At 59.8% G+C, this 22,317-nt stretch carries 15 protein-coding genes; 9 read left to right on the forward strand and 6 right to left on the reverse strand.

Annotated elements, in window-relative coordinates; translation table 11 throughout:
* The first annotated feature begins 33 nt into the window (after positions 1–33).
* The gene (gene ercA / locus ACEN8Q_RS04620) at positions 34–1,197 is read left to right on the forward strand and encodes an alcohol dehydrogenase-like regulatory protein ErcA (protein ID WP_085718082.1); all 1,164 of its coding nucleotides are present in this window, start codon (positions 34–36) and stop codon (positions 1,195–1,197) included.
* Positions 1,181–2,917: a NahK/ErcS family hybrid sensor histidine kinase/response regulator gene (locus tag ACEN8Q_RS04625; RefSeq protein ID WP_413704618.1), complete on the forward strand. Its 1,737-nt coding sequence runs from the start codon at positions 1,181–1,183 to the stop codon at positions 2,915–2,917. The genes ercA and ACEN8Q_RS04625 overlap by 17 nt, the downstream gene beginning before the upstream one ends.
* On the opposite strand, the gene ACEN8Q_RS04630 is transcribed toward ACEN8Q_RS04625, so the two are convergent.
* The 3 genes from ACEN8Q_RS04630 to copC all read right to left on the reverse strand — a co-directional run bounded on the left by ACEN8Q_RS04630 (position 2,893) and on the right by copC (position 5,200).
* Positions 2,893–3,783, reverse strand: coding sequence for an aldose 1-epimerase (locus ACEN8Q_RS04630; RefSeq protein WP_413704619.1), 891 nt, complete (start codon positions 3,781–3,783; stop codon positions 2,893–2,895). The two genes, ACEN8Q_RS04625 and ACEN8Q_RS04630, sit on opposite strands and share 25 nt — an antisense overlap.
* Before the next feature lie 190 nt (positions 3,784–3,973).
* A complete protein-coding gene (gene copD / locus ACEN8Q_RS04635; RefSeq protein WP_413427940.1) occupies positions 3,974–4,831 on the reverse strand; it encodes a copper homeostasis membrane protein CopD in 858 nt (285 codons plus the stop codon).
* 3 nt (positions 4,832–4,834) lie between these two features.
* The gene (gene copC / locus ACEN8Q_RS04640) at positions 4,835–5,200 is read right to left on the reverse strand and encodes a copper homeostasis periplasmic binding protein CopC (RefSeq protein ID WP_413427939.1); all 366 of its coding nucleotides are present in this window, start codon (positions 5,198–5,200) and stop codon (positions 4,835–4,837) included.
* A gap of 135 nt (positions 5,201–5,335) precedes the next feature.
* Between copC and ACEN8Q_RS04645 the strand changes: the two genes are divergently transcribed.
* On the forward strand, positions 5,336–5,956 hold the full coding sequence (locus ACEN8Q_RS04645) for a TetR/AcrR family transcriptional regulator (protein ID WP_008017494.1): 621 nt from the start codon (positions 5,336–5,338) through the stop codon (positions 5,954–5,956).
* A gap of 141 nt (positions 5,957–6,097) precedes the next feature.
* On the opposite strand, the gene preA is transcribed toward ACEN8Q_RS04645, so the two are convergent.
* The 3 genes from preA to hydA form a co-directional block, all read right to left on the reverse strand.
* Entirely contained in the window at positions 6,098–7,372 is a 1,275-nt protein-coding gene (gene preA / locus ACEN8Q_RS04650) for an NAD-dependent dihydropyrimidine dehydrogenase subunit PreA (protein WP_413704620.1), read from the reverse strand.
* Positions 7,373–8,740, reverse strand: a complete 1,368-nt coding sequence (locus tag ACEN8Q_RS04655; protein ID WP_413427937.1) for an NAD(P)-dependent oxidoreductase — start codon at positions 8,738–8,740, stop codon at positions 7,373–7,375.
* Between the two features lie 154 nt (positions 8,741–8,894).
* Positions 8,895–10,334 (reverse strand): dihydropyrimidinase, encoded by a 1,440-nt coding sequence (gene hydA / locus ACEN8Q_RS04660; protein WP_413704621.1) that lies wholly within the window; start codon positions 10,332–10,334, stop codon positions 8,895–8,897.
* Positions 10,335–10,887: 553 nt separating this feature from the next.
* Here hydA and ACEN8Q_RS04665 point away from each other — a divergent pair.
* The 6 genes from ACEN8Q_RS04665 to ACEN8Q_RS04690 all read left to right on the forward strand — a co-directional run bounded on the left by ACEN8Q_RS04665 (position 10,888) and on the right by ACEN8Q_RS04690 (position 21,992).
* Positions 10,888–12,372 (forward strand): NCS1 family nucleobase:cation symporter-1, encoded by a 1,485-nt coding sequence (locus ACEN8Q_RS04665; protein ID WP_413428881.1) that lies wholly within the window; start codon positions 10,888–10,890, stop codon positions 12,370–12,372.
* 141 nt (positions 12,373–12,513) lie between these two features.
* Positions 12,514–13,797, forward strand: a complete 1,284-nt coding sequence (locus ACEN8Q_RS04670) for a Zn-dependent hydrolase (RefSeq protein ID WP_413428700.1) — start codon at positions 12,514–12,516, stop codon at positions 13,795–13,797.
* 94 nt (positions 13,798–13,891) lie between these two features.
* On the forward strand, positions 13,892–14,326 hold the full coding sequence (locus tag ACEN8Q_RS04675) for a carboxymuconolactone decarboxylase family protein (RefSeq protein ID WP_413428701.1): 435 nt from the start codon (positions 13,892–13,894) through the stop codon (positions 14,324–14,326).
* A 3-nt stretch (positions 14,327–14,329) separates the two neighbouring features.
* Positions 14,330–15,223, forward strand: a complete 894-nt coding sequence (gene sigJ, locus ACEN8Q_RS04680) for an RNA polymerase sigma factor SigJ (RefSeq protein ID WP_413428702.1) — start codon at positions 14,330–14,332, stop codon at positions 15,221–15,223.
* 100 nt (positions 15,224–15,323) lie between these two features.
* On the forward strand, positions 15,324–16,823 hold the full coding sequence (locus tag ACEN8Q_RS04685; RefSeq protein WP_413428703.1) for a PAS domain S-box protein: 1,500 nt from the start codon (positions 15,324–15,326) through the stop codon (positions 16,821–16,823).
* 627 nt (positions 16,824–17,450) lie between these two features.
* Positions 17,451–21,992, forward strand: coding sequence for a hypothetical protein (locus tag ACEN8Q_RS04690; RefSeq protein WP_413704622.1), 4,542 nt, complete (start codon positions 17,451–17,453; stop codon positions 21,990–21,992).
* Positions 21,993–22,317 lie beyond the last annotated feature (325 nt).

A 22,317-nucleotide genomic window follows, 5' to 3' on the forward strand; every position in this document is an offset into this window, starting at 1 on the left:
TTACCTTCCAAAACAATAAAAACAGGCTTTCCAATGAGCCAGAGTCTCAACCAGCTGCGTAAATTCGTTTCGCCTGAAATCATCTTCGGTGCCGGTAGCCGGCACAATGTCGGCAACTATGCCAAGACCTTTGGCGCGCGCAAGGTCCTGGTGGTCAGCGATCCCGGCGTGATTGCCGCCGGCTGGGTCGCCGATGTCGAAGCCAGCCTGCAGGCGCTGGGCATCGAATACTGCCTTTACAGCGATGTTTCGCCCAACCCGCGGGTCGAAGAGGTGATGCGCGGCGCCGAACTGTACCGGGAAAACCACTGCGACGTGATCGTCGCCGTCGGTGGCGGCAGCCCGATGGACTGCGGCAAGGGCATCGGCATCGTCGTCGCCCATGGCCGCAGCATTCTCGAATTCGAGGGCGTGGACACCATCCGCGTGCCCAGCCCGCCGCTGATCCTGATTCCGACCACTGCCGGCACCTCGGCCGACGTCTCGCAATTCGTGATCATTTCCAACCAGCAGGAACGCATGAAGTTCTCCATCGTCAGCAAGGCGGTGGTGCCGGACGTTTCGCTGATCGACCCGGAAACCACCCTGAGCATGGACCCGTTCCTGTCGGCCTGTACTGGCATCGACGCGTTGGTGCATGCCATCGAAGCGTTCGTGTCCACCGGCCATGGGCCGCTGACCGACCCTCACGCGTTGGAGGCGATGCGCCTGATCAATGGCAACCTGGTGCAAATGATCGCCAACCCGACCGACATCGCCCTGCGCGAGAAGATCATGCTCGGCAGCATGCAGGCCGGGCTGGCATTTTCCAACGCAATCCTCGGTGCCGTGCATGCCATGTCCCACAGCCTCGGCGGCTTTCTCGACCTGCCCCACGGCCTGTGCAACGCGGTGCTCGTCGAACACGTGGTGGCCTTCAATTACAACTCGGCACCGGAGCGCTTCAAAGTGATCGCCGAGACCTTCGGCATCGACTGCCGGGGCCTGAATCACCGGCAGATCTGCGGGCGTCTGGTGGAACACCTGATCGCGCTCAAGCATGCCATCGGCTTTCACGAAACCCTCGGTTTGCATGGCGTCAGGACCTCCGACATTCCGTTCCTGTCGCAACATGCCATGGACGATCCGTGCATCCTGACCAACCCGCGCGAATCCAGCCAGCGTGATGTCGAGGTCGTCTATGGCGAAGCCCTCTGACGAGCAACAACGGGCCCTGGCCGGGCTGCTGGGGTTAGGCAGCCATTCGGCCCGCAAGAGTCATTACCCGGAACTGGCTGCGCGCCTGGATGATCTGGAAGCCGAGCGTAATCGCTACAAGTGGCTGTTCGAAAACGCGGTGCACGGGATCTTCCAGGCCAGCCTGCACGATGGCATGCGCGCCGCCAACCCGGCGCTGGCACGCATGCTGGGCTACCAGGACCCGCAGGAGGTGCTGTTCTCCCTGACCGACCTGGCCGGCGCCCTGTTTGTCGACGGTGCGCAGGAGCTGGAAAACATCGTCGAGATCCTCAGGCACCAGCGCAGCCTGCACGGCTATGAAACCCGCTTGCGCCGCAAGGACGGCAGTTACCTCGATGTGTTGATGAACCTGCTGCTCAAACCCGGCCAGGAAGGGCTGGTGGAGGGGTTCGTTTCCGATATCACCGAGCGTAAACAGGCCCAGCAACGCCTGCAGCAACTCAATGACGAACTGGAACTGCGCGTCGTCGCACGCACCAATGAACTGCTCGAAGCCAACCGCAACCTTCAGCAGCAGATCATCCAGCGTAAACAGATCGCCGAGGCCTTGCGCGACGCCCGCGATGCCGCCGAGGCCGCCAATCACAGCAAGGACAAATACCTCGCCGCCGCCAGCCACGACCTGCTGCAACCGCTGAATGCCGCACGGTTGCTGATTTCGACCTTGCGCGAACGCAAGTTGCCGGAAACCGAACAGGTGCTGGTGGAGCGCACTCACCAGGCCCTGGAAGGGGCCGAAGACCTGCTGACGGATCTGCTCGACATTTCCCGGCTCGACCAGGCAGCGGTCAAACCGGACATCGCGCCATACCGCCTCGACGAACTGCTCGGGCCGCTGGTCTCGGAGTTTCAGTCCGTCGCGCAGGCGGCCGGCTTGAACCTGCGGGTGCGCATGGCCGATTACGCCATCAGCACCGACTTGCGCCTGATGACGCGGATCCTGCGTAATTTCCTCAGCAATGCCTGCCGCTACACCGATGAAGGCAGCATCCTGCTGGGGGCAAGGCGTCGAGGCGAGATGTTGCGCCTGGAGGTCTGGGACACCGGGCGTGGCATCGCCGCTGACCGGCTCGATTCGATCTTCCTCGAGTTCAACCAGCTGGACGTCGGCCGCGCCGCCGATCGCAAGGGCGTGGGCCTGGGGCTGGCGATTGTCGAGCGCATCGCCAAGATCCTCGGCTATAAAGTTGGCGTGTACTCGTTGCCGGGGCGTGGGTCGATGTTCAGCATCGAGGTGCCGATATCCCGCGAGGTTCCGTTACCCGTGAGCCAGACGGTGCCACAGCCGGGCACCGGCAACCCGCTGCCGGGCCGCCGTCTGCTGGTGATCGACAACGAAGTGAGCATCCTCGAAAGCATGAGCGCGTTGCTTGGGCAGTGGGGCTGCGACGTTCTGACCGCCACCGATGAGGCGTCTGCGCTGGCGGCATTGCGCGGGCAGGCGCCCGAACTGATTCTCGCGGACTATCATCTCGATCACGCGGTGGTCGGCTGTGATGTGGTGCGACATTTGCGCGAGCATTTCCACCAGAACATTCCCGCGGTGATCATCACTGCCGACCGCACCGACCATTGTCGGCGCGCGTTACAGCGGCTCAACGCGCCGTTGCTGAACAAACCGGTGAAGCCCGGCAAGTTGCGAGCGGTGTTGAGTCAACTGTTGGGGACATCTGCCTGAAGCGGCCGATACTGCAGGGTGAAACCCAGCCCGGTGGACTGCCCCTGTTCCAGTAGACGCAACCCCGGCCGACCGGGCAGGTGGTGCGCGTTGACCGGGTGGCTCACCGGTTCGATGCAGAAAAAGTCCAGGCCAACCGGGCAATAAAGCAGGTAGTAATCGCTACCGGTGACCCGGCATTGCAGTTCATGGCCAAGGTCGGGCTGACGGATCAGGCAATGGCCGTCCCATTCGCAGAAGCCGTTGTCCACCAGCGCTTCGGGCAATGACTTGAGTTGTTGGAAATCCCACTCGAGCGGCAACGCGCTGAGTACTGTCGGCAGTTTTGCCTCGTCGCACAACCATACGTGCCGGGCCGGTGCCTGTAGTCGGGTGTTAGCGGTGCGCGGCAGGTACGGATGCAGTCCCAAGCCATACCACGCAGGCTTTTCAGCCAGGTGCGTGACCTGCAGTTCGATGCTCAGCTTGCCCTCGCTCAAATGCAAACGTTGCCGGGCGCGATAGGCGAAAGGCATTGCACTGTCGAGTTGCAGGATCACTTCATCTTCAGATTGGGCAACCACGTCCCACGGCTGCTGCCAGGCGCTGCCGTGAATCGGCAGGGGATCGGTGAGGCTGTTGGGCGTCAGGGCCAGCCAGCCGTCGGGGCAATCGAATCCACCTTCGGCGATGCGATTGGACCAGGGGATCAGGGGAAAGCAGCCAAGTTTGCCGGGCAATCCCGTGTTCAGGGCATCGGCGTCACTGTGGCGCAACAAGGGTTGCCCGGTGCTGCGGACAGTCCAGTTGACGATGCTGGCGCCGAGTTCCGGGGCGAGGGTGAGGTGGGTGAGTTCGTCTTTGAGTTCGAGAAGCGTGGGCATCATGGTCATCACTGGTGGAAATCGATGGAGGGGCGTTTCATGCCTGCCGGGGTCAACTTTCAGATTTGGAATACCTACCCTGTAGGAGCGAGCTCGCTCGCGATGGTCGTCAACGATAACGCTGGAATCCTGATGCCCCTCGGCGTTGTCGGGTTCATCGCGAGCGAGCTCGCTCCTACAGGGGATGGGGCGGTCAGTTGGAAATCATCGGGGGCAGGGTGCCCAGCAATGAAACGGCCGCCACTGCGCCAAGCCCCAGCATCCACTCCAGCATCACACTGGTGCGCAGTGTTTGCAGGCGCTGCTCGCAATCATTGATCCGCAAGCGATTGAACAACGCCAGGCCCAGCATCGCCGTCACCAGCAACGCCTTGATCAACAGGATCAAGGCGAACCCGGTGAACAGCGGCGTTGGCCAGAAGGCCCCGGTGAGCACCCGCACATTGATCAGCCCGGTGATCAGCAGCCCGGCGACCAACCCGTAGCCGACGCCGCTGAAGCGCTGCAACATCAAGCGGATCGAATGCCCGGCAGGCTGTCGCAGAATCATCACCAGCAACATCAAGCCGCCGAGCCAGGCACCCACGCACATCAGGTGAATGAGCTGATTGAGTATCAACAATTGCCCGGCGGTGCCGTCGAGCATGGCGCCGTGACCGACCGGGGCCAGCGTGGCCACCAGCAGACCGCTGAGGATCAGACGCGGCGCAAGGCTGGCGCTTAGCGGTGTCAGCAACACCACCAGCAACGCGATGTTAATCAGCAGATGCCAGCGCCAGACCTGACCGAAAAAGGTACTGCCCAGCACCAGGTGCAGGGTCGGCGGATCGAAGGCTGCGTCCCAGGCCCCGGCCATGCTTGCGGTAACCAGCAACAACCAACAGACCCCGCTGCCCAGCGCCACTGCGGCCAGCCAATGGGAGGTCCGTGCCAGCCGCTGATCCAGTGCGGTTTCGCCATTCGCCAGCAACGGCCTGAACACCCAGCTTCCGAACAGCATCAACACCACGATGAAATGCAGGAAGCGGCACAGCACCAGCGCGCTCGCCATGAATTACTGGCCAACCTTGAAGGCGTAGGCACCTTCGCTTTTGTGAGTGTCGACCGACACGGCGTGCCATTCGACCTTGTAGGCTCCGGCGGTTAGCGGCGCGGCCGGGGTGACGATCAGGGTCTTCTTGTCGCTGCCTTCGGTGGTCAGCGCTTTGACCGCCACCGGTGCGCCATCCCTGGTCAGCGTGACTTTGGTGAAACTGGCCTCGACACCCTCGGAGAACTCCAGGCGCAACTCCGTTGGCGCGGTCACGGTGCTGTTGGCGGCCGGTGTCTGGCTTTTCAGGTGCGCATGGGCAAACACCGAAGAAGCGGCGAGCAGCGAGCCGAGCAGGGCTGCGACGGTCAGGGTTTTCTTGAGCAGCATCGTGAGTTCCTCAGGCAATTTCCAGGTGCACAGAGTTTAGCGTTACGACAGCGGCTGTACGAAGTTTCGTTTTCCCCTGTCGCCGCGGTCCAGAGCGGATGCTAGTCTTGTTCAACGTTGTTGTCGGGGACCCGCATGGGCAATCACAAGATCGAGATTCGTCGCAGTAACGTCGAAAAGATTCTGCTGGGGGCGGAAAAAGTCTTCGCTGAAAAGGGCTTCGGCAGCACCGCCATGGCCGATATCGCCGCCGAAGTGCAACTGCCGCGTTCCAACCTGCATTACTACTTCAGCACCAAGACCGAACTGTACAGCGCGGTGCTGTTCGATTTGCTGGAGGTCTGGAAGCAGGACGCCCTGTGCTTCGAGATGTTCGATGACCCGCGTGTGGTGCTCAGCAGCTACATCCGCGCCAAGATGAACCATTCCCGCAGCCGGCCTTATGGTTCGAAAGTCTGGGCCAACGAAATCATCCATGGCGCGCCGACCCTCGGCGCAGCGCTGGACGCGAGCCTGTACGACTGGGCCAAGATGAAGGAAGCGAAAATCCGCCAGTGGGTGGATGACAAACGCATCCTGCCGGTGGAGCCGTCGAGCCTGCTGTACATGATCTGGGCCTCGACCCAGCACTACGCCGACTTCGATCACCAAGTGAATATCCTCAACGACCATCAGCCGCTGTCGGACATGCAATTTGAAAAAGCAGTGCAGACGGTGACCAGTGTGATTTTGCGGGGGATCGGGTTGGAGCCGTGAGGTCGGGTGGTGTGGCTGCTGGCCTCTTCGCGAGCAAGCCCGCTCCCACAGGTTCTCTGGTGTTCACAAAATTTGTGTTCGACACAGATCCCTGTGGGAGCGGGCTTGCTCGCGAAGGCGCCAGTTCAGGCACCGCGGATTTCAAGGGCTGACATGATACGGATTCCTCGGATCATGATTCCAGTCCAGGAACGGCTTGCCAGTCTCCACCGGCACCATCTCGATGCAGTCCTGCACCGGGCAGGTGATCTGGCACAGGTTGCAGCCCACGCATTCCTCATCGATCACTTGATACTTGTGGGTGCCATCTGCCTGCTTGAGGCTGGCCACAGCCTGGTGCGAGGTGTCCTCACAGGCGATATGGCAACGACCACAGCCAATGCACGCCTCCTGATCGATCTTCGCGATCACCTGGTAGTTGATGTCCAGGTACTTCCAGTCCGTGGTATTGCCCACCGCGCGGCCGGAAAACTCCGAGATACTGGCGTAACCCTGACTGTCCATCCAGCGGGACAAACCGTCCTTCATGTCTTCAACAATCCGGAAGCCATGCAGCATCGCCGCCGTGCACACCTGCACCGCGCCGCTGCCCAGCGCGATGAATTCCGCGGCATCGCGCCAGTTGCCGATGCCACCGATGCCACTGATGGGCAGGCCTTGGGTCTGCGGATCACGGGCGATTTCGGCGACCATGTTCAAGGCAATCGGTTTGACCGCCGAGCCACAGTAGCCGCCGTGGGTACTTTGGCTGCCGACCATGGGGTTGGCGACCATGAGTTCGAGGTTGACGCTGGTGATCGAGTTGATGGTGTTGATCAACGACACTGCATCGGCGCCGCCACGGTGGGCCGCGCGGGCGGCGACACGGATGTCGGTGATGTTCGGCGTGAGCTTGACGATCACCGGCAAAGAGCAATACGTCTTGCACCAGCGGGTGACCTGTTCCACGTATTCCGGCACCTGGCCGACCGCCGCGCCCATGCCCCGTTCCGGCATGCCGTGGGGGCAACCGAAATTCAGTTCGATGCCGTCGGCACCGGTGGCTTCCACCAGTGGCAGGATGTTTTTCCACGATTCTTCGACGCAGGGCACCATCAACGACACGATCAGTGCACGGTCCGGCCAGTCCTTTTTGACCTGGGTGATTTCCCGCAGGTTGATCTCCAGTGAGCGGTCGGTGATCAGCTCGATGTTGTTAAAACCGAGTACCTCCCTGTTAGCCCCGAAGTGCGCCGAGTAGCGCGACGACACGTTGACCGCCGCCGGGTCTTCACCCAGGGTTTTCCAGACCACGCCGCCCCAGCCGGCCTCGAAGGCGCGGACCACGTTGTAGGCTTTGTCGGTGGGTGGCGCGGAGGCCAGCCAGAACGGATTGGGCGCTTTGATGCCGGCGAAGACTATCGATAGATCGGCCATTTACGCAGCCTCCACGTTGAGCATCAGTTGAGCGTTGATCGCCTCGGCGGCGCGTTTGCCGTGTTGTACCGCTTGCACGGTAAGGTCCTGGTCGAGGCTGGTGCAGTCGCCGCCGGCATACACGCCGGGGATGCTGGTGCGCAGCTGTTCATCGACTTCTATGCGCTCGCCCTGACGCTTGAGTTCACGAGCCAGCGGATCGGCGAGGGCGCTGCTGTCGAAGGCCTGGCCGATGGCTTTGAAGATCGCGTCGGCGGCCAGTTCGAAGGTTTCACCGGTGGTTTGCAAGCGACCTTCGACCAGATGGGTGCGGGCGAAACGCATGCCGCGCACGCGGCCGTGGTCATCGAGCAACACCTCTTCGGGCTGCGCCCAGGTCATCAGTCGTACCTGATTGGCCTTGGCAATGTCCTGTTCGTGATGGGTGGCACCCATGTCTTCGGTACCGCGCCGGTACACCAGGTTCACGTCACGGGCACCGAGACGGGCCATTTGCACAGCCATGTCGATGGCGGTGTTGCCGGCGCCGAGGACGATGCAATGGTCGGCCAGGGGCAGTTGGGTCAGGTCATCGGCCTGGCGCAGTTCGCGGATGTAGTCGGTGGCGGCGAGCAGGCCCGGCGCGTCTTCGTGGGCCAGCCCCAATTGTTTGCTGGCATTGAGTCCGAGGCCAAGGAACACCGCATCGAACTGTTGCTGCAGTTCGCTCAAGGTCAGGTTGTCCCCGAGCTTCTGTCCGTGGCGAATTTCGATCCCGCCGATTTCCAGCAGGAACTCAAGCTCCTGTTGCGCGTAGTCATCCACCAGTTTGTATTTGGCGATCCCGTACTCGTTGAGACCGCCAGCCTTTTCCCGTGCCTCGAAAATCACCACGTCGTGCCCGTGCATGGCACTGCGGTGGGCGCAGGACAGTCCGGCGGGACCGGCGCCAACCACGGCGATGCGTTTGCCGGTGGTGGCAGCGCGCTGGAACGGGTGGGCGCTGAAGTGGGCGTTGTCCACGGCGTAGCGTTGCAACAGGCCGATCATGACCGGCGCACACTCGTGGGCGTTATTGCGCACGCAGGCTTGCTGGCAAAGGATTTCCGTCGGGCACACCCGGGCGCAACTGCCGCCGAGGATGTTGGCCGAAAGGATCTTCTGTGCGGCGCCTTGCACATTGTCCTGCGCAATGTTGCGGATGAACGAGGGAATGTCGATTTCGCTCGGGCAGGCATTCACGCACGGCGCGTCGTAGCAATACAGGCAACGCGAGGCTTCCAGGTGAGCCTGGCGCTCGTTGAGCGGCGGCGCCAGATCGGTGAAGTGGCCGGCGAGGGTGGCTGCACTCTCGTAGGGATGCGGGAGATGACTCAGGGTCTTGATCACGGTTTTGGCCTCACGGTGATTTGAGGTGCTGCCTCTGATGGGCATTGTTTTTTTGTTGTCTGTGCGGGCCTCTTCGCGAGCAAGCCCGCTCCCACACTTGGAACGCGTTCCCCTGTGGGAGCGGGCTTGCTCGCGAAGGCCGAAGGCCTCGATTTCAGCGTTTCACAGGAGTTGGCTTGTGCTGCTCCGCCCGCTTGCTCAGCAAATCAAACACCGCCGGGTACGCCGGCCGTTCGATGTAGCGCCCGGCGCCGCGCTCGGCCCGCAGGTCGCCGTCGGCCCAGACCACGCGGCCCTGGCTGATGGTGTGGCTGGGCACGCCGCGCACGGTCTTGCCTTCGAAGATGTTGAAGTCCACCTGCTGATGGTGGGTCTTGGCGGAAATGGTCCGCGTGCCTTGCGGGTCCCACAGCACCAGGTCGGCATCGGCACCGACGCGGATCGCGCCTTTGCGTGGGTAGAGGTTGAAGATCTTCGCCGTGTTGGTGGACGTCAGCGCGACAAATTGCTGCATCGAGAAGCGTCCGGTGTTCACCCCTTCATCCCACAACACCGCCATGCGGTCTTCGATGCCGGCGGTGCCGTTGGGGATCTTGCTGAAGTCGTCGCGGCCAGCGGCTTTTTGCTCGGCGCAGAAGCAGCAGTGGTCGGTGGCGGTGGTGTGCAGGTTGCCCGATTGCAGACCATGCCAGAGTGCTTCCTGATGGCCGCGAGGGCGGAACGGCGGGCTCATCACATAACCGGCTGCGGTTTGCCAGTCCGGATCACGGTAGACGCTGTCGTCCAGCAGCAGGTGCCCGGCCAGCACTTCGCCGTAAACCGGCTGGCCCTTGCCCCGGGCGTAGGTGATTTCATCCAGGGCTTCCTTGGTCGAAACGTGAACCAGATACAGCGGCGTACCCAGGGTTTCGGCGATGCGGATCGCCCGGCTCGCGGCCTCGCCTTCAACCTGTGACGGCCGTGACAGCGGATGCGCTTCCGGCCCGGTAATGCCTTGGGCCATCAGTTTGCGTTGCAGGTGATAGACCAGTTCCCCGTTTTCCGCATGAACGGTCGGCACCGCGCCCAGTTCCAGGCAGCGTTCGAAACTCGCCACCAGGGTGTCATCGGCGGCCATGATCGCGTTCTTGTAGGCCATGAAATGCTTGAAGCTGTTAACGCCATGCTGGCTGACCAGCTCGGCCATCTCCTCGCGGACTTGTTCGCTCCACCAGGTAATGGCGACGTGAAAGCCGTAGTCCGACGCTGACTTCTCGGCCCAGCCGCGCCACTGATGGAAGGCTTCGAGCAAGGATTGCTGCGGATTGGGAATCACGAAGTCGATGATCGACGTGGTGCCGCCGGCCAGTCCCGCCGCCGTGCCACTGTAAAAGTCTTCGCTGGCTACCGTGCCCATGAAGGGCAGTTGCATGTGGGTGTGCGGGTCGATGCCGCCGGGCATCAGGTATTGACCGCTGCCGTCGAGCACTTCGGCTCCTGGAGGAACATCGAGGTTTTCGCCGATGGCCTTGATCACGCCGTCTGCGCAATACACATCGGCGCGATAACTTTCATCATGGGTAATAACGGTGGCGCCACGGATCAACAGAGACATTCCGAGTTCCTCGCAGGCATTGACCGGCTTATGCCGGTTCTAGATGTTTTATATAAAAACAGCCCGCACAGAATGATTCCTGTCAGTGCTGTCAGGAATAAACGCTAGCTGCAGTTTCCCGAATCGGCAAGAATATTTTTTATAAGCTTATATTGATATTAACTAATTGATAAATAACGACAAAATGCTGGAATCACCAAAATGGTGAGGCTGCTCACCATTTTGACGCACTTGACAGGTTCGAAATATGGTCAAGATTTCTTACGTGAAATCAGCTGTTTGAGCAGGGTCTATGATCGATGCGCAGCCATTGAAAAAAGATCAATGCACCAGATTGAGTCCTGACTGTTCGGACAACTTGGTTGGAATTCGGCCTGAGTGGCAAGGCAAGTAACCGAGGACTGCATCGATGACCCAATAAAACTGATAAACATCAGTTGTTTACAAAGTGTTTATGGAACTGCCCGATGCGCAAACGGGGCACCCGGCACGTTTATTGATGCCGCGAGCCTGCGATGAGCAAAAAAATAATTCAAAGAACAGTGGAGCGGCCATGCAACAGATCAGATCGCAAGTGACCGAGCGCGACGGCTTGTTTGAGCTGGAAGCCGGCAGCGATGTCCTCGACAGTCCCCGTTACAACCACGACATTGCACCGACCAAGGTGCGCGAACGCACCTGGAACAAATGGCACATCACCGCGCTGTGGGTGGGCATGGCGATCTGCGTGCCGACCTACACCCTCGGCGGGGTGTTGACCGCGTACTTCGGCCTGACCGTCGGTGAAGCGCTGCTGGCGATTCTGCTGGCCAACATCATCGTGCTGATCCCCCTGACACTCAACGCCTTTCCCGGCACGAAGTACGGCATTCCCTTTCCGGTGTTGCTGCGCTCGTCCTTCGGCGTGCTCGGCTCCAACATTCCGTGCCTGATCCGCGCCCTGGTGGCGTGTGGCTGGTTCGGCATCCAGACCATGTTCGGCGGCTTGGCGATTCACCTGTTCCTCGGTTCGGTGTTCGAGGGCTGGAAATCCCTGGGTGGCACCGGCGAGGTCATCGGCTTCATGGTGTTCTGGGCGCTGAACCTGTGGGTGGTGATTCGCGGCGCCGAGTCGATCAAATGGCTGGAAACCCTGTCCGCACCGCTGTTGGTGCTGGTGGGCGTAGGGCTGCTGGTCTGGGCCATGCCGAACGTTTCGATGACCGAGTTGCTGGCGATTCCGGCCAAACGTCCCGAAGGCGCCGGGGTGGCCAGTTACTTCGCCGCCGGGCTGACCGCGATGGTCGGCTTCTGGGCCACGCTGTCACTCAACATTCCGGACTTCAGCCGCTACGCAAAAAGCCAGAAGGACCAGATTGTCGGGCAGATCATCGGCCTGCCGCTGACCATGTTCCTGTTTGCCTCCCTGGGTGTGGTGATGACCGCGGCCTCGGTGAAGCTGGTGGGAGTGACGGTTTCCGATCCGGTGACTCTGATCGGTCATATCCAGAGCCCGGTGTGGGTCGCACTGGCAATGGCGCTGATCATCATCGCCACGCTGTCGACCAATACCGCGGCGAATATCGTGTCGCCGACCAATGACTTCCAGAACATCGCCCCCAAGGTGATCAACCGCACCAACGCCGTGCTGCTTACCGGATTCGTCGGATTGGCGTTGATGGCCCATGAACTGCTGAAAAAGCTTGGCCTGATCGTCTCGGATCTCAGTCTGGAAACCGTTTATTCCAACTGGTTGCTTGGCTATTCGAGCCTGCTGGGGCCGATTGCCGGGATCATGGTGGTGGACTATTTCCTGATCAAGAAACAGCAACTGGACCTTGCCGGCCTGTACCGCGATGACGTGTACCCGGCGTGGAACTGGTGCGGCTTCATGGCCTTCGGCGTGCCGGTGGTGTTGACGCTGCTGTCCCTGGGCAGCGATGCCTTCAACTGGTTCTACAGCTATGGCTGGTTCACTGGCTCGGCGCTGGGCGGGGTTATTTATTACGGGTTGAGTGTGATGCGAGTCGATCCATCGGTAGTGAAATCTCCGGTGTGACGACTGGCCTCTTCGCGAGCAAGCCCGCTCCCACATTTGGAATGCATTCCCCTGTGGGAGCGGGCTTGCTCGCGAAGACGGCCGCGCATACACCACCGAATTGCCTGAAGAAACACACAAGAACTGCCTGAGGAGATCATCATGAACGCTGCCGTCGACGTTCTGCAGTCCAGCCATCAGCACATCAACCGCGACCGCCTGTGGCAGTCGCTCATGGATCTGGCCAGGCTTGGCGCCACGGTCAAGGGGGGCGTGTGTCGTCTGGCCCTGACCGATCTCGACCGCCAGGCCCGGGACATCTTCGTCAAATGGTGTATCGATGCCGGCTGCACCGTCAGCATCGACGCCGTCGGCAATATCTTCGCCCGGCGCCCCGGACGCAATCCCGACCTGCCGCCGGTGATGACCGGCAGCCACATCGACACCCAGCCCACCGGCGGCAAGTTCGATGGCTGCTTCGGTGTATTGGCCGGCGTCGAAGTGCTGCGCACCCTCAATGACCTGAACATCGAAACCGAGGCGCCGCTGGAAGTGGTGGTCTGGACCAACGAAGAAGGCTCGCGCTTTGCCCCGTGCATGATGGGTTCCGGCGTGTTCGCGGAAAAATTCACCCTCGAGGAAACCCTGGCCAAGGTCGATGCCGATGGTGTCACCGTGGGGCAAGCGTTGAACGCCATCGGTTACGCGGGCCCGCGTCAGGTCAGTGGCCATGCGGTGGGCGCCTATTTCGAAGCCCACATCGAGCAAGGCCCGATCCTTGAAGACGAACGCAAGACCATAGGCGTGGTCATGGGCGCCCTCGGGCAGAAATGGTTCGACCTGAAACTGCGCGGTGTCGAAGCCCACGCCGGCCCGACCCCGATGCACCTGCGCAAGGATGCCCTGGTCGGTGCCGCGGTGATTGTCGGTGCGGTCAACCGTGCCGCCCTCGGCCATCAGCCCCACGCCTGCGGCACTGTCGGTTGCCTGCAAGCCTATCCCGGCTCGCGCAACGTCATCCCCGGCGAAGTACGCATGACCCTGGACTTCCGCCATCTGGAACCGGAACGCCTGGACTCGATGATCGCCGAAGTGCGAGAAGTCATCGAAACCACCTGCGAAGAACACGGCCTGACGTTCGAACTGACCCCAACCGCCGACTTCCCGCCGCTGTACTTCGACAAGGGCTGTGTCGAAGCCGTGCGCGGCGCCGCCCAAGGCCTGGGCCTTTCGCACATGGACATCGTCAGTGGCGCAGGACACGACGCGATCTTCCTCGCTGAACTCGGCCCGGCCGGGATGATCTTCGTGCCGTGCGAAGGCGGTATCAGCCACAACGAAATCGAAAACGCCGCGCCGGACGACCTCGCGGCCGGCTGTGCGGTGCTGTTGCGGGCAATGCTGGCGGCTTCGGCGGCGGTGGCCAAGGAGGCGTTGACTGCCTGAACCCTGTGACGTGCGCTGAATTGTTCGGCGCACGTCACAACGGGCAATCCTCAATCGTCATCCTGTTGAATCCCTCAATCAGTGGAGCAACGCGATGTCGTCCAATACCCAACCGGTCAACCTGCTGCAATCGATCCCACAGGTTTTCGAAAGCCTGACTCAGGTCCATGTCGTGCTCGATCAGCATGATCTCGATCCCTCCCTCAAGCACTTGATCCACCTGCGTGCCTCGCAGATCAACCAGTGCGGTTTCTGCGTGAAGATGCACACCCGCGAGGCCCGGGAAGCCAATGAAACCAATGAGCGCCTGGATCGCCTGATCGTCTGGCGTCACGTCAGTGATTTCAGCGCTTCGGAGCGCGCCGCGCTGGCGTGGACCGAAGCCTTGACGCTGCTGGATGAAAAAAACGATTACGCCAGCCTGCGCGGTGAGTTGAGGGCGCATTTCAACGACGAACAGATCGGTGCCTTGACGGCCGAGATCGGCATGATCAACCTGTGGAACCGCTTGCAGGTGTCGAGGCACTGATTGATGAACTGCGCTGAAAACGCCGCCATTGTGTTCGAGCAGCGCCGGCCCTTTTTGCTCGGCCTGGCCTATCGCATTCTTGGCTCGCGCGCCGAAGCCGAGGATGCGGTGCAAGAGTTGTTCATCAAGTGGCTGGAGGCCGACCGGGCCTCCATCGCCACGCCGGCCGCCTGGCTGACCACGGCCTGCACCCGGCACTGCATCGATGTGCTGCGCTCGGCGCACGCATCCCGGGTCGACTACTTCGGCACCTGGCTGCCGGAACCGATTCACACCACCCATCAGGACTCACCCGAGCACCGGCTCGAACTGGCCTCGTCATTGTCCACCGCGTTCATGTTGCTGCTGGAGCGCCTGACACCCAAGGAGCGCGCGGCGTACCTGCTCCACGAAATCTTTGACATGGATTACCCGCAGGTCGCCGATGCGGTCGGGGTGCAGGAAGCCGCTTGCCGCAAGCTGGTGTCCCGGGCCAAGGCGAGCCTGGGTAACGGGCACGCCCGTTACCAACCGGAGCCCGTGCGTCAAACTCAATTGTTGAGTGCGTTTCACGGCGCTATCGCCAGCGGCTCGACCGTTTCCTTGAGTGCCATGCTGAGCGAAGACGTTGAACTCTGCGCCGACAGCGGCGGCAAGGCCCCGGCCATCCGCGAAACCCTGTCGGGTATCGCGCGCGTGCTGGATTTCATCGGTCAGTCGTTGCACAACTATTGGCAGGCGTGCGAATGGCTGCCCATTGAAATCAATGGCGCCCAAGGTGTCGTCATCAAGGCCGACGGCGTTATCACGGCGTCGATGACCTTTGGTTTTGATGAAGCGGGGCGGGTGAGCCGGATTTTCATCATGCGTAATCCGGACAAGCTGGCGGGGCTGGAGGCGGCGCTGAACGTGCACTAGTCAGACATCCCGAAATGATGCAGATCCCACAGGTACTTCGCACGATCAGACAGGTCTGCGGTCTTACTCTTCACGGGTTCCCCCTACTTGTGGAGTCACCATGAGCCAGGACGTTTTGACCACGGAAACCAATCGGCGCCAGTTGCAGCAGATCATCGATGGTCTGTCCGACGGGGTGATACTGCTCGATCTCGACCAGAGCATTCTGTGGGCCAACGCGGCAGCGCTGGCCATGCACGGTGTCGCGCAAGTCAGTGACCTGGGTGCCAACGCCAAGGCGTATGCCAAGCGCTTCGCCTTGCGCTATCGCAACAACCATGTGGTGCCCGTCGACAGCTACCCGATCAACCGGGTGGGGCGCGGCGAGACGTTCAGCGATGTGCTGGTGGAAGTGACGTCGGTGGCGGACGAAGAGCGTACCTGGGTCCATCGCGTGCGCAGCCTGGTATTGGCCGACAGCCGTGGCGAGCCGCAATCGCTGGTGTTGATCATGGACGATGTCACCGACCGGGCCAACGCCGAGCAACGTTTCGAGAAAACCTTCGCCTCCAACCCGGCCCCCGCTGTGATCTGCCGCCTCAGCGACTTGCGCTACATCAAGGTCAACCCCGGGTTCCTCGAGATGACCGGTTACACCCGTGACCAAGTGATCGGTACATCGACCCATGAGCTTGACGTATTGGATCAGGCCGAAAACAAGGAGCTGGCCAGGCAGCGCCTGCGCGAAGGCGCGACCATACCGCAAATGCAGGCCGAGCTGCGCTTGGCCGGCGGTGGCAGCAAGCAAGTGATCGTGGCCGGCCAGCCGCTGGAGCTCAACGGCGAAGCCTGCCTGTTGTTTTCCTTCGTCGACATGGAGCCGCGACGCAAGGTCGAAGCTGCCCTGCGCCAGAGCGAAGAACGATTTGCCAAGGCATTTCGCCTGTCCCCGGTGCCGATCCTGGTCTGTGCGGCCCGCAATCAAGTGGTGCTGGATGTGAATGAAGCCTTCCTCGATACCCTCGGGTATTCCCGCGAAGAGGTCCTCGGCAAGAGCATCGCGCAGATCGATTTCATCGTCGACAAGGGAGTACGCATGCGGCTTTTCGCAGCATTGGAGAAGTCTGCAAGCCTGGACCGCATCGATGTGCGTGTACGCCGAAAGGACGCCGGGCTGATCGATTACGTGGTGTCGGCAGACACCGTGAACATTCAGGACCGCCGGTGCCATCTGCTGGTGCTGATAGACATCACCGAGCGCAAGCGCACTGAGCTGGAACTGGTGGCGACCATCGAAGAGGTGATGAAGGACGCCTCGTGGTTCAGCCGCACGCTGATGGAAAAACTCGCCAACGTGAAGCGTGTCAACTCACCGAAATTGCCCGGCGAGTCCTTCACCGACCTGACCACCCGTGAGCACGATGTGCTGAGCCTGATATGCGAAGGCCTGGCCGACAAGGAAATCGCCGCGCGCCTGAAATTGGCGCCGAACACGGTGCGCAATCGTGTGGCAGCGGTGTATTCGAAAATCGATGTGCATAGCCGCAGCGAGGCGATTGTCTGGGCGCGGGAGCGGGGGCTGTTCTCCAGTGAATGGCGGTGTAAACGGTCGTCACCCTGATCGAAGAATAGCGCTACGAACTGTAGAGTAATTCCCTGCAACGCCCTGACCTGATGATGTAAGAACTGCCAGCTTTTACTGGCATCGCTCGCCGGCCGGGCTATGAGTGATTCGCAGATATTTATTTTTTTTGACAGGTGTGTGGATTTTCCGCACCGGTTCTGTTGTCACAAAAATGTGTCGATCACTCATCGCGGGTCAACCTATGAAAATTCTTGGGAAACGCGTTATCTCACCTGTGTCGCTGGCATTCTGCGTGGCGATTCTCGGCGGTTGTTCCAGTCCGCCACCCCCTCCAGCAGTCACTCCACCCCCTCCTGAACGAACCTGCCAGGCCATGGATAAAACCGATGTGCTGGGCGATGTACGGGCCGAAGACGGGCAAGTGACCCGAATCACCACCACGACTCGGTGCATTACCCAGTAAGCCGGTGTGACGGCCGCGCTGTTGAACGGCGCGGTCATGCTGAATGGTAAATCGGTAAAAGTTGGTATCAGACGGTCGGTTTTTATTGCCGAATGATCTTTGTTGCTGTTATTTCTGACAGTAGTCGCTACCCGGTATTTCTCAGATAGTGAAAAACACACCGTTTTTCACTCTGCTGCAATGATCGGGAGAATGACGTAATGGCAGGCAATCGCAATTCCGAGTTGATGGCCGCTGGACCACTTTATATCTGTCATGGTGCTAAACACGATTTTACGGTCAAGGCTGCGGCGGACAGCCCGTGGAGCAATCAGGGCGTGAGCCTGAACAAAAATCCCGCCGAACCTGAATTGCCCGTCACTACCAACCCGAACATCACTGTTTATCAACATTTTCAGGAACAGGGCGCTACCTGGCTAATCGATTGCCCCCACCAACCGTCCAACGCTGAAGTGAAGGCGTTTCAGCTATGGGCTCAAACCGAGTTCACTTCACCTGCGTACAAGGTTGATGTGTCGCTGGGCCATCACCGAATCGATTTTGTCGATGCCAGCGGCAACGAGCAATTTCAGGTGATTGAGTACGGCGAAGAGACGATCCTCAAGGCGCGGGAAATTTCCTACTACACAAAAGAGGCGATGCCATTTCCGGCGAAATGGAAGCTGGAAGAGCAAGACCTTCAGCCGGCCGATCCTGATGCAACAGGTTGGGTCACGCCTTACAACTTCAAGCCAACAAAGGCAGGGATTCACCTCATCAACGTCACTGTGCCGAGCCTCTATTACGAGCAAGGCTACTTCCGTAAAGAGATGCCGGTCCATGCCTTGGCGCTCACCCCATGGGGCAATGACGCGCTGATACAGGTCAACGGCAAGACTGAACCCGATGTACTTGAGCGAGGTGTGGTTTGCACAAGTGGCAAGCCATTGTCGTTAAAGCTGTTGAATCAAAACAAGCTGCTTGAAGGTTCTACGGTGTCACTCAAGTCCGCGGACGCCAAAGCCCTGGGGCTCAGCTTTACTCCGGATCTGGACGTCGAACGCCCAATGGAGGGCACCGAGCTGACATGGAACCTGACCTCACCTGTCAGCGCCAAAAGCGGTTTGTTCAAACTGCAGATGCACTGCTCGAAACTCAAGCGCGACTGGGAAATCACCGGGCATCTGCTTTCGGCGAACCTGAAGGATGAAGTCGCAAAAATCGAGGTGAGCGGAAGTGAAGTTTCAGACCTCGGCGCGGTGTTCTTCCGCAAGGAAACGCGTCCGCTGACCATAACCTTTGCAGAGTCCATGCGTGGGCTGAGCGTGACACTGGAGGAAACCGGCAACCCGGGTATGACCTATGACCCGCGCCTCATAACGCCTCGAAAAGTCCCGGACAATCTGAAGCTGGAGTGGCAGGTGACCGGCGGTGATCGTAGTAGTGTGTTTACGTTGCGGGTCGTCTGTGCCGATGTTGAAACGCCATTAAGCATCGAGAGTCGGGTGCTGTCGAAAATCACTGCCGATGAAATTCAATCGCTCAAGATCAATGGTGAGCCTGTCGACCTGGCTCGACCTGAGCTGCTGTTCTTTCGTGCAGGCACTTACACAGTAGAACTCGTCCCCAAGGCTGCCAGCTCATTGATTGGGCTGAATGTCGCGTTGAAAAAAGGCAGTGGTGCAGAGTTGGGCATGACGTATAACCCTGAGTTGAACGATCCACGACCGCTCACGCAGGCAGGATTGCAGTGGACGGTAACCGGCGGGCAAACCCAAAGCGGTTCGTTTGAGTTGCTCATAGACGTTCCCCAAGTGGAGCAATCGATGCCGCTGGGGTGTCGGTTGCTGTCGAGCAACCTGGCGGATGAGGCCGACGTGAAGATTGGCGGCGTCGCCGTGCCTGCCGGGGGTAATTGGTTTTACCGGGACAAGGCGCAAACGGTGACGTTGACCCCCAAATCAGGCAGCCCGCTGGCGGGCCTTCCAGTCACCCTGACCTGCGCCATCAGAAACGGACTGGTAATCGCCGACGTGGTGAGTGCACCGGACTTTGGCAGTGAGCAAACTACGTATAGCTGGGCAGTCACCGGGAAAACCAGAAGTGGTACCTTCCAGCTGGCATTGGCGTGCAAGGGCATGTCCACGCCGATTACCCTGGCTGTCAGCAAGTTGCTGTCGAACAACCTGGCGGATGAGGCAGACGTGAAGATTGGATTCGTCGCCGTGCCCGCCGAGGGCAATTGGTTTTACCGGGACAAGGCGCAAACGGTGACGTTGACTCCCAAACCCAACAGCCCGCTGGCGGGTCTTCCGGTCACCCTGACCTGTGGGATCAAAAGCGGACTGTCGGCTGGCGACGTGGTGAGTGCACCGGACTTTGGCGGTGAGCAAACCACGTACAGCTGGTCAGTCACCGGGAAAACCAGAAGTGGCACCTTCCAGCTGGCATTGGCGGGTAAGGGCATGGCCACGCCGATTACCTTGGCTGTCAGCAAGTTGCTGTCGAACAACCTGGCGGATGAGGCCGACGTGAAGATTGGCGGCGTTGCCGTGCCTGCCGGGGGTAACTGGTTTTACCGGGACAAGGCGCAAACGGTGACGTTGACCCCCAAACCCGACAGCCCGCTGGCCGGCCTGCGGGTCACCCTGACCTGTACCATCATAAACGGACTGGATAGCGCCAACGTGGAGAGTGTACCGGCCTTCGGTAGTGAGTCACTTATCCATTCCTGGTCAGTGGTCGGGAAGACCAAAAGCGGCACCTTCCGGTTGGCGTTGGCGGGTAAGGGCATGACGACACCGATTACCCTGACTATCAGCAAGTTGCTATCGAACAACCTGGCGGATGAGGCTGACGTGAAGATTGGCGGCGCCGCCGTGCCTGCCGGGGGTAATTGGTTTTACCGGGACAAGGCGCAAACGGTGACGTTGACTCCCAAAACCAACAGCCCGCTGGCCGGCCTGCCGGTCACGCTGACCTGCACCATCAAAAGCGGTCTCAATGTCACCGACGTGGTGAGTGCACCGGACTTTGGCGGTGAGCAAACCACGTACAGCTGGTCAGTCACCGGGAAAACCAGAAGTGGCACCTTCCAGCTGGCATTGGCGGGTAAGGGCATGGCCACGCCGATTACCTTGGCTGTCAGCAAGTTGCTGTCGAACAACCTGGCGGATGAGGCCGACGTGAAGATTGGCGGCGTCGCCGTGCCTGCCGGGGGCAACTGGTTTTACCGGGACAAGGCGCAAACGGTGACGTTGACCCCCAAACCCGACAGCCCGCTGACCGGCCTGCGGGTCACCCTGACCTGTACCATCATAAACGGACTGGATAGCGCCAACGTGGAGAGTGTACCGGCCTTCGGCAGTGAGTCACTTATCCATTCCTGGTTAGTGGTCGGGAAGACCAAAAGCGGCACCTTCCGGTTGGCGTTGGCGGGTAAGGGCATGACTACACCGATTACCCTGACTGTCAGCAAGTTGCTGTCGAACAACCTGGCGGATGAGGCAGACGTGAAGATTGGCGGCGTCGCCGTGCCCGCCGGGGGCAATTGGTTTTACCGGGACAAGGCGCAAACGGTGACGTTGACTCCCAAAACCAACAGCCCGCTGGCCGGTGTTCCGGTCACGTTGACCTGTGAAGTCAAAAGTGGCCTCAGTGTCACCGACGTGGTGAGTGCACCGGCCTTTGGCGGTGCACTCACCACGTACAGCTGGTCAGTCACCGGGAAAACCAGAAGTGGCACCTTCCAGCTGGCGTTGACGGGCCAGGGCATGGCCACACCGATTACCTTGGCTGTCAGCAAGTTGCTGTCGAACAACCTGGCGGATGAGGCCGACGTGAAGATTGGCGGCGATGCCGTGCCTGCTGAGGGTAATTTGTTTATCCGGGGTAAACAGCAAACCGTGTCGTTGATTACCAAATCAGGCAGCCCGCTGGCCGGCCTTCCGGTCACGCTGACCTGTGCAATCAAAAGTGGTCTCGATGTCACCAACGTGGAGAGTGTACCGCCCTTCGGCAACGAGTATTCTCTCCGTTCCTGGATAGTAAGCGGGAACACCAACAGCGGGACCTTCCAGCTGGCATTTGCGGGTAAGGGCATGACCACACCGATTATTTTGCCTGTCAGCAAGTTGCTGTCGAACAACCTGGAGGATGAGGCTGTCGTTAAAATTGATGGCGTTGACGCATCCAATAATGAAGTTCCCTTTATTAATAGTTCGAAGCGCACAGTGACGTTAGTTCCTAAGTCGGGTAGCCCATTGGATGGTACTAAGGTCAGTTTGCGCTGGATTAGAGGGGGCGGTATTGTGGCGCAGGATTTAAGTGTGAGCCCAAGTCTAAATATAGATACAACGGTTTATAGGTGGGAGGTGAGTAGTCCCTCTGCAAAACACGGGACATTTGAGCTCGGACTTGCTGTGGCGGGGCTTGATACGATGCTGGCTTTGCCAGTTAGCAGGAAAATTATTGCGAAGTATTTTTTAGATGACAAAGAAGTTTCCGGGATTCAGACTGTTCGAACGGATCGTGGCTATTACCTTCGTGTGGAGGTTTCAACTGGGGTCTCCCGCATATATGTCCAAAGTTATGATGGGGATTATGAATTTACTCCAAATATAAACAGTTGGTTTGATATACATGGCGGCATGGAGACTTGGCTCTTCGTGGTGAGGTCTTACCATAAACCAAATCAGACGGTTTTCTTTGAATACTCATCAGAATATTCGGCAAGTGAGAAGGTTGAGTTTGTTCGCGGGTAAATTTGATTTGATTGCCAAACGACCGCTGGTAACAGTCTGAATAAAAGGCAGCCAATCGCCCTGATCGGCTGCCTTTCTTTCATTCAAATCTGTGGGGCAGGACACCCCCATCCACATTCAACGAAACACCAGTCGTACAAATTGACGCATCACTCGCCAGATACAACGCAGCCCCCCGCCATCTCACCCGGATCCGCCACGTGCTTCAGCGGAATCTGTGCCAGCGCAGTAAGACGTTGCAACGAATCCCGAACTGAGCGCATTTCGGCTCGATACAATGCCGGGCGGATGCCATGGCGGGCATCGAATGCGAGAGTGATCCCGC

Origin of the sequence: Pseudomonas sp. Pseusp16, assembly GCF_047324915.1 — a bacterium.
Taxonomy (GTDB): Bacteria; Pseudomonadota; Gammaproteobacteria; order Pseudomonadales; family Pseudomonadaceae; genus Aquipseudomonas; species Aquipseudomonas fluorescens_CD.

Bases quoted from the DNA above. Each gene is read 5' to 3' on its own strand.
- hydA (WP_413704621.1), bottom strand. From the start codon at position 10,334: ATGTCTCTGTTGATCCGTGGCGCCACCGTTATTACCCATGATGAAAGT.
- ercA (WP_085718082.1), top strand. From the start codon at position 34: ATGAGCCAGAGTCTCAACCAGCTGCGTAAATTCGTTTCGCCTGAAATC.
- ACEN8Q_RS04645 (WP_008017494.1), top strand. From the start codon at position 5,336: ATGGGCAATCACAAGATCGAGATTCGTCGCAGTAACGTCGAAAAGATT.
- ACEN8Q_RS04665 (WP_413428881.1), top strand. From the start codon at position 10,888: ATGCAACAGATCAGATCGCAAGTGACCGAGCGCGACGGCTTGTTTGAG.
- ACEN8Q_RS04625 (WP_413704618.1), top strand. From the start codon at position 1,181: ATGGCGAAGCCCTCTGACGAGCAACAACGGGCCCTGGCCGGGCTGCTG.
- ACEN8Q_RS04670 (WP_413428700.1), top strand. From the start codon at position 12,514: ATGAACGCTGCCGTCGACGTTCTGCAGTCCAGCCATCAGCACATCAAC.
- ACEN8Q_RS04685 (WP_413428703.1), top strand. From the start codon at position 15,324: ATGAGCCAGGACGTTTTGACCACGGAAACCAATCGGCGCCAGTTGCAG.
- copC (WP_413427939.1), bottom strand. From the start codon at position 5,200: ATGCTGCTCAAGAAAACCCTGACCGTCGCAGCCCTGCTCGGCTCGCTG.
- copD (WP_413427940.1), bottom strand. From the start codon at position 4,831: ATGGCGAGCGCGCTGGTGCTGTGCCGCTTCCTGCATTTCATCGTGGTG.
- preA (WP_413704620.1), bottom strand. From the start codon at position 7,372: ATGGCCGATCTATCGATAGTCTTCGCCGGCATCAAAGCGCCCAATCCG.
- ACEN8Q_RS04690 (WP_413704622.1), top strand. From the start codon at position 17,451: ATGGCAGGCAATCGCAATTCCGAGTTGATGGCCGCTGGACCACTTTAT.
- ACEN8Q_RS04630 (WP_413704619.1), bottom strand. From the start codon at position 3,783: ATGATGCCCACGCTTCTCGAACTCAAAGACGAACTCACCCACCTCACC.
- ACEN8Q_RS04675 (WP_413428701.1), top strand. From the start codon at position 13,892: ATGTCGTCCAATACCCAACCGGTCAACCTGCTGCAATCGATCCCACAG.
- sigJ (WP_413428702.1), top strand. From the start codon at position 14,330: ATGAACTGCGCTGAAAACGCCGCCATTGTGTTCGAGCAGCGCCGGCCC.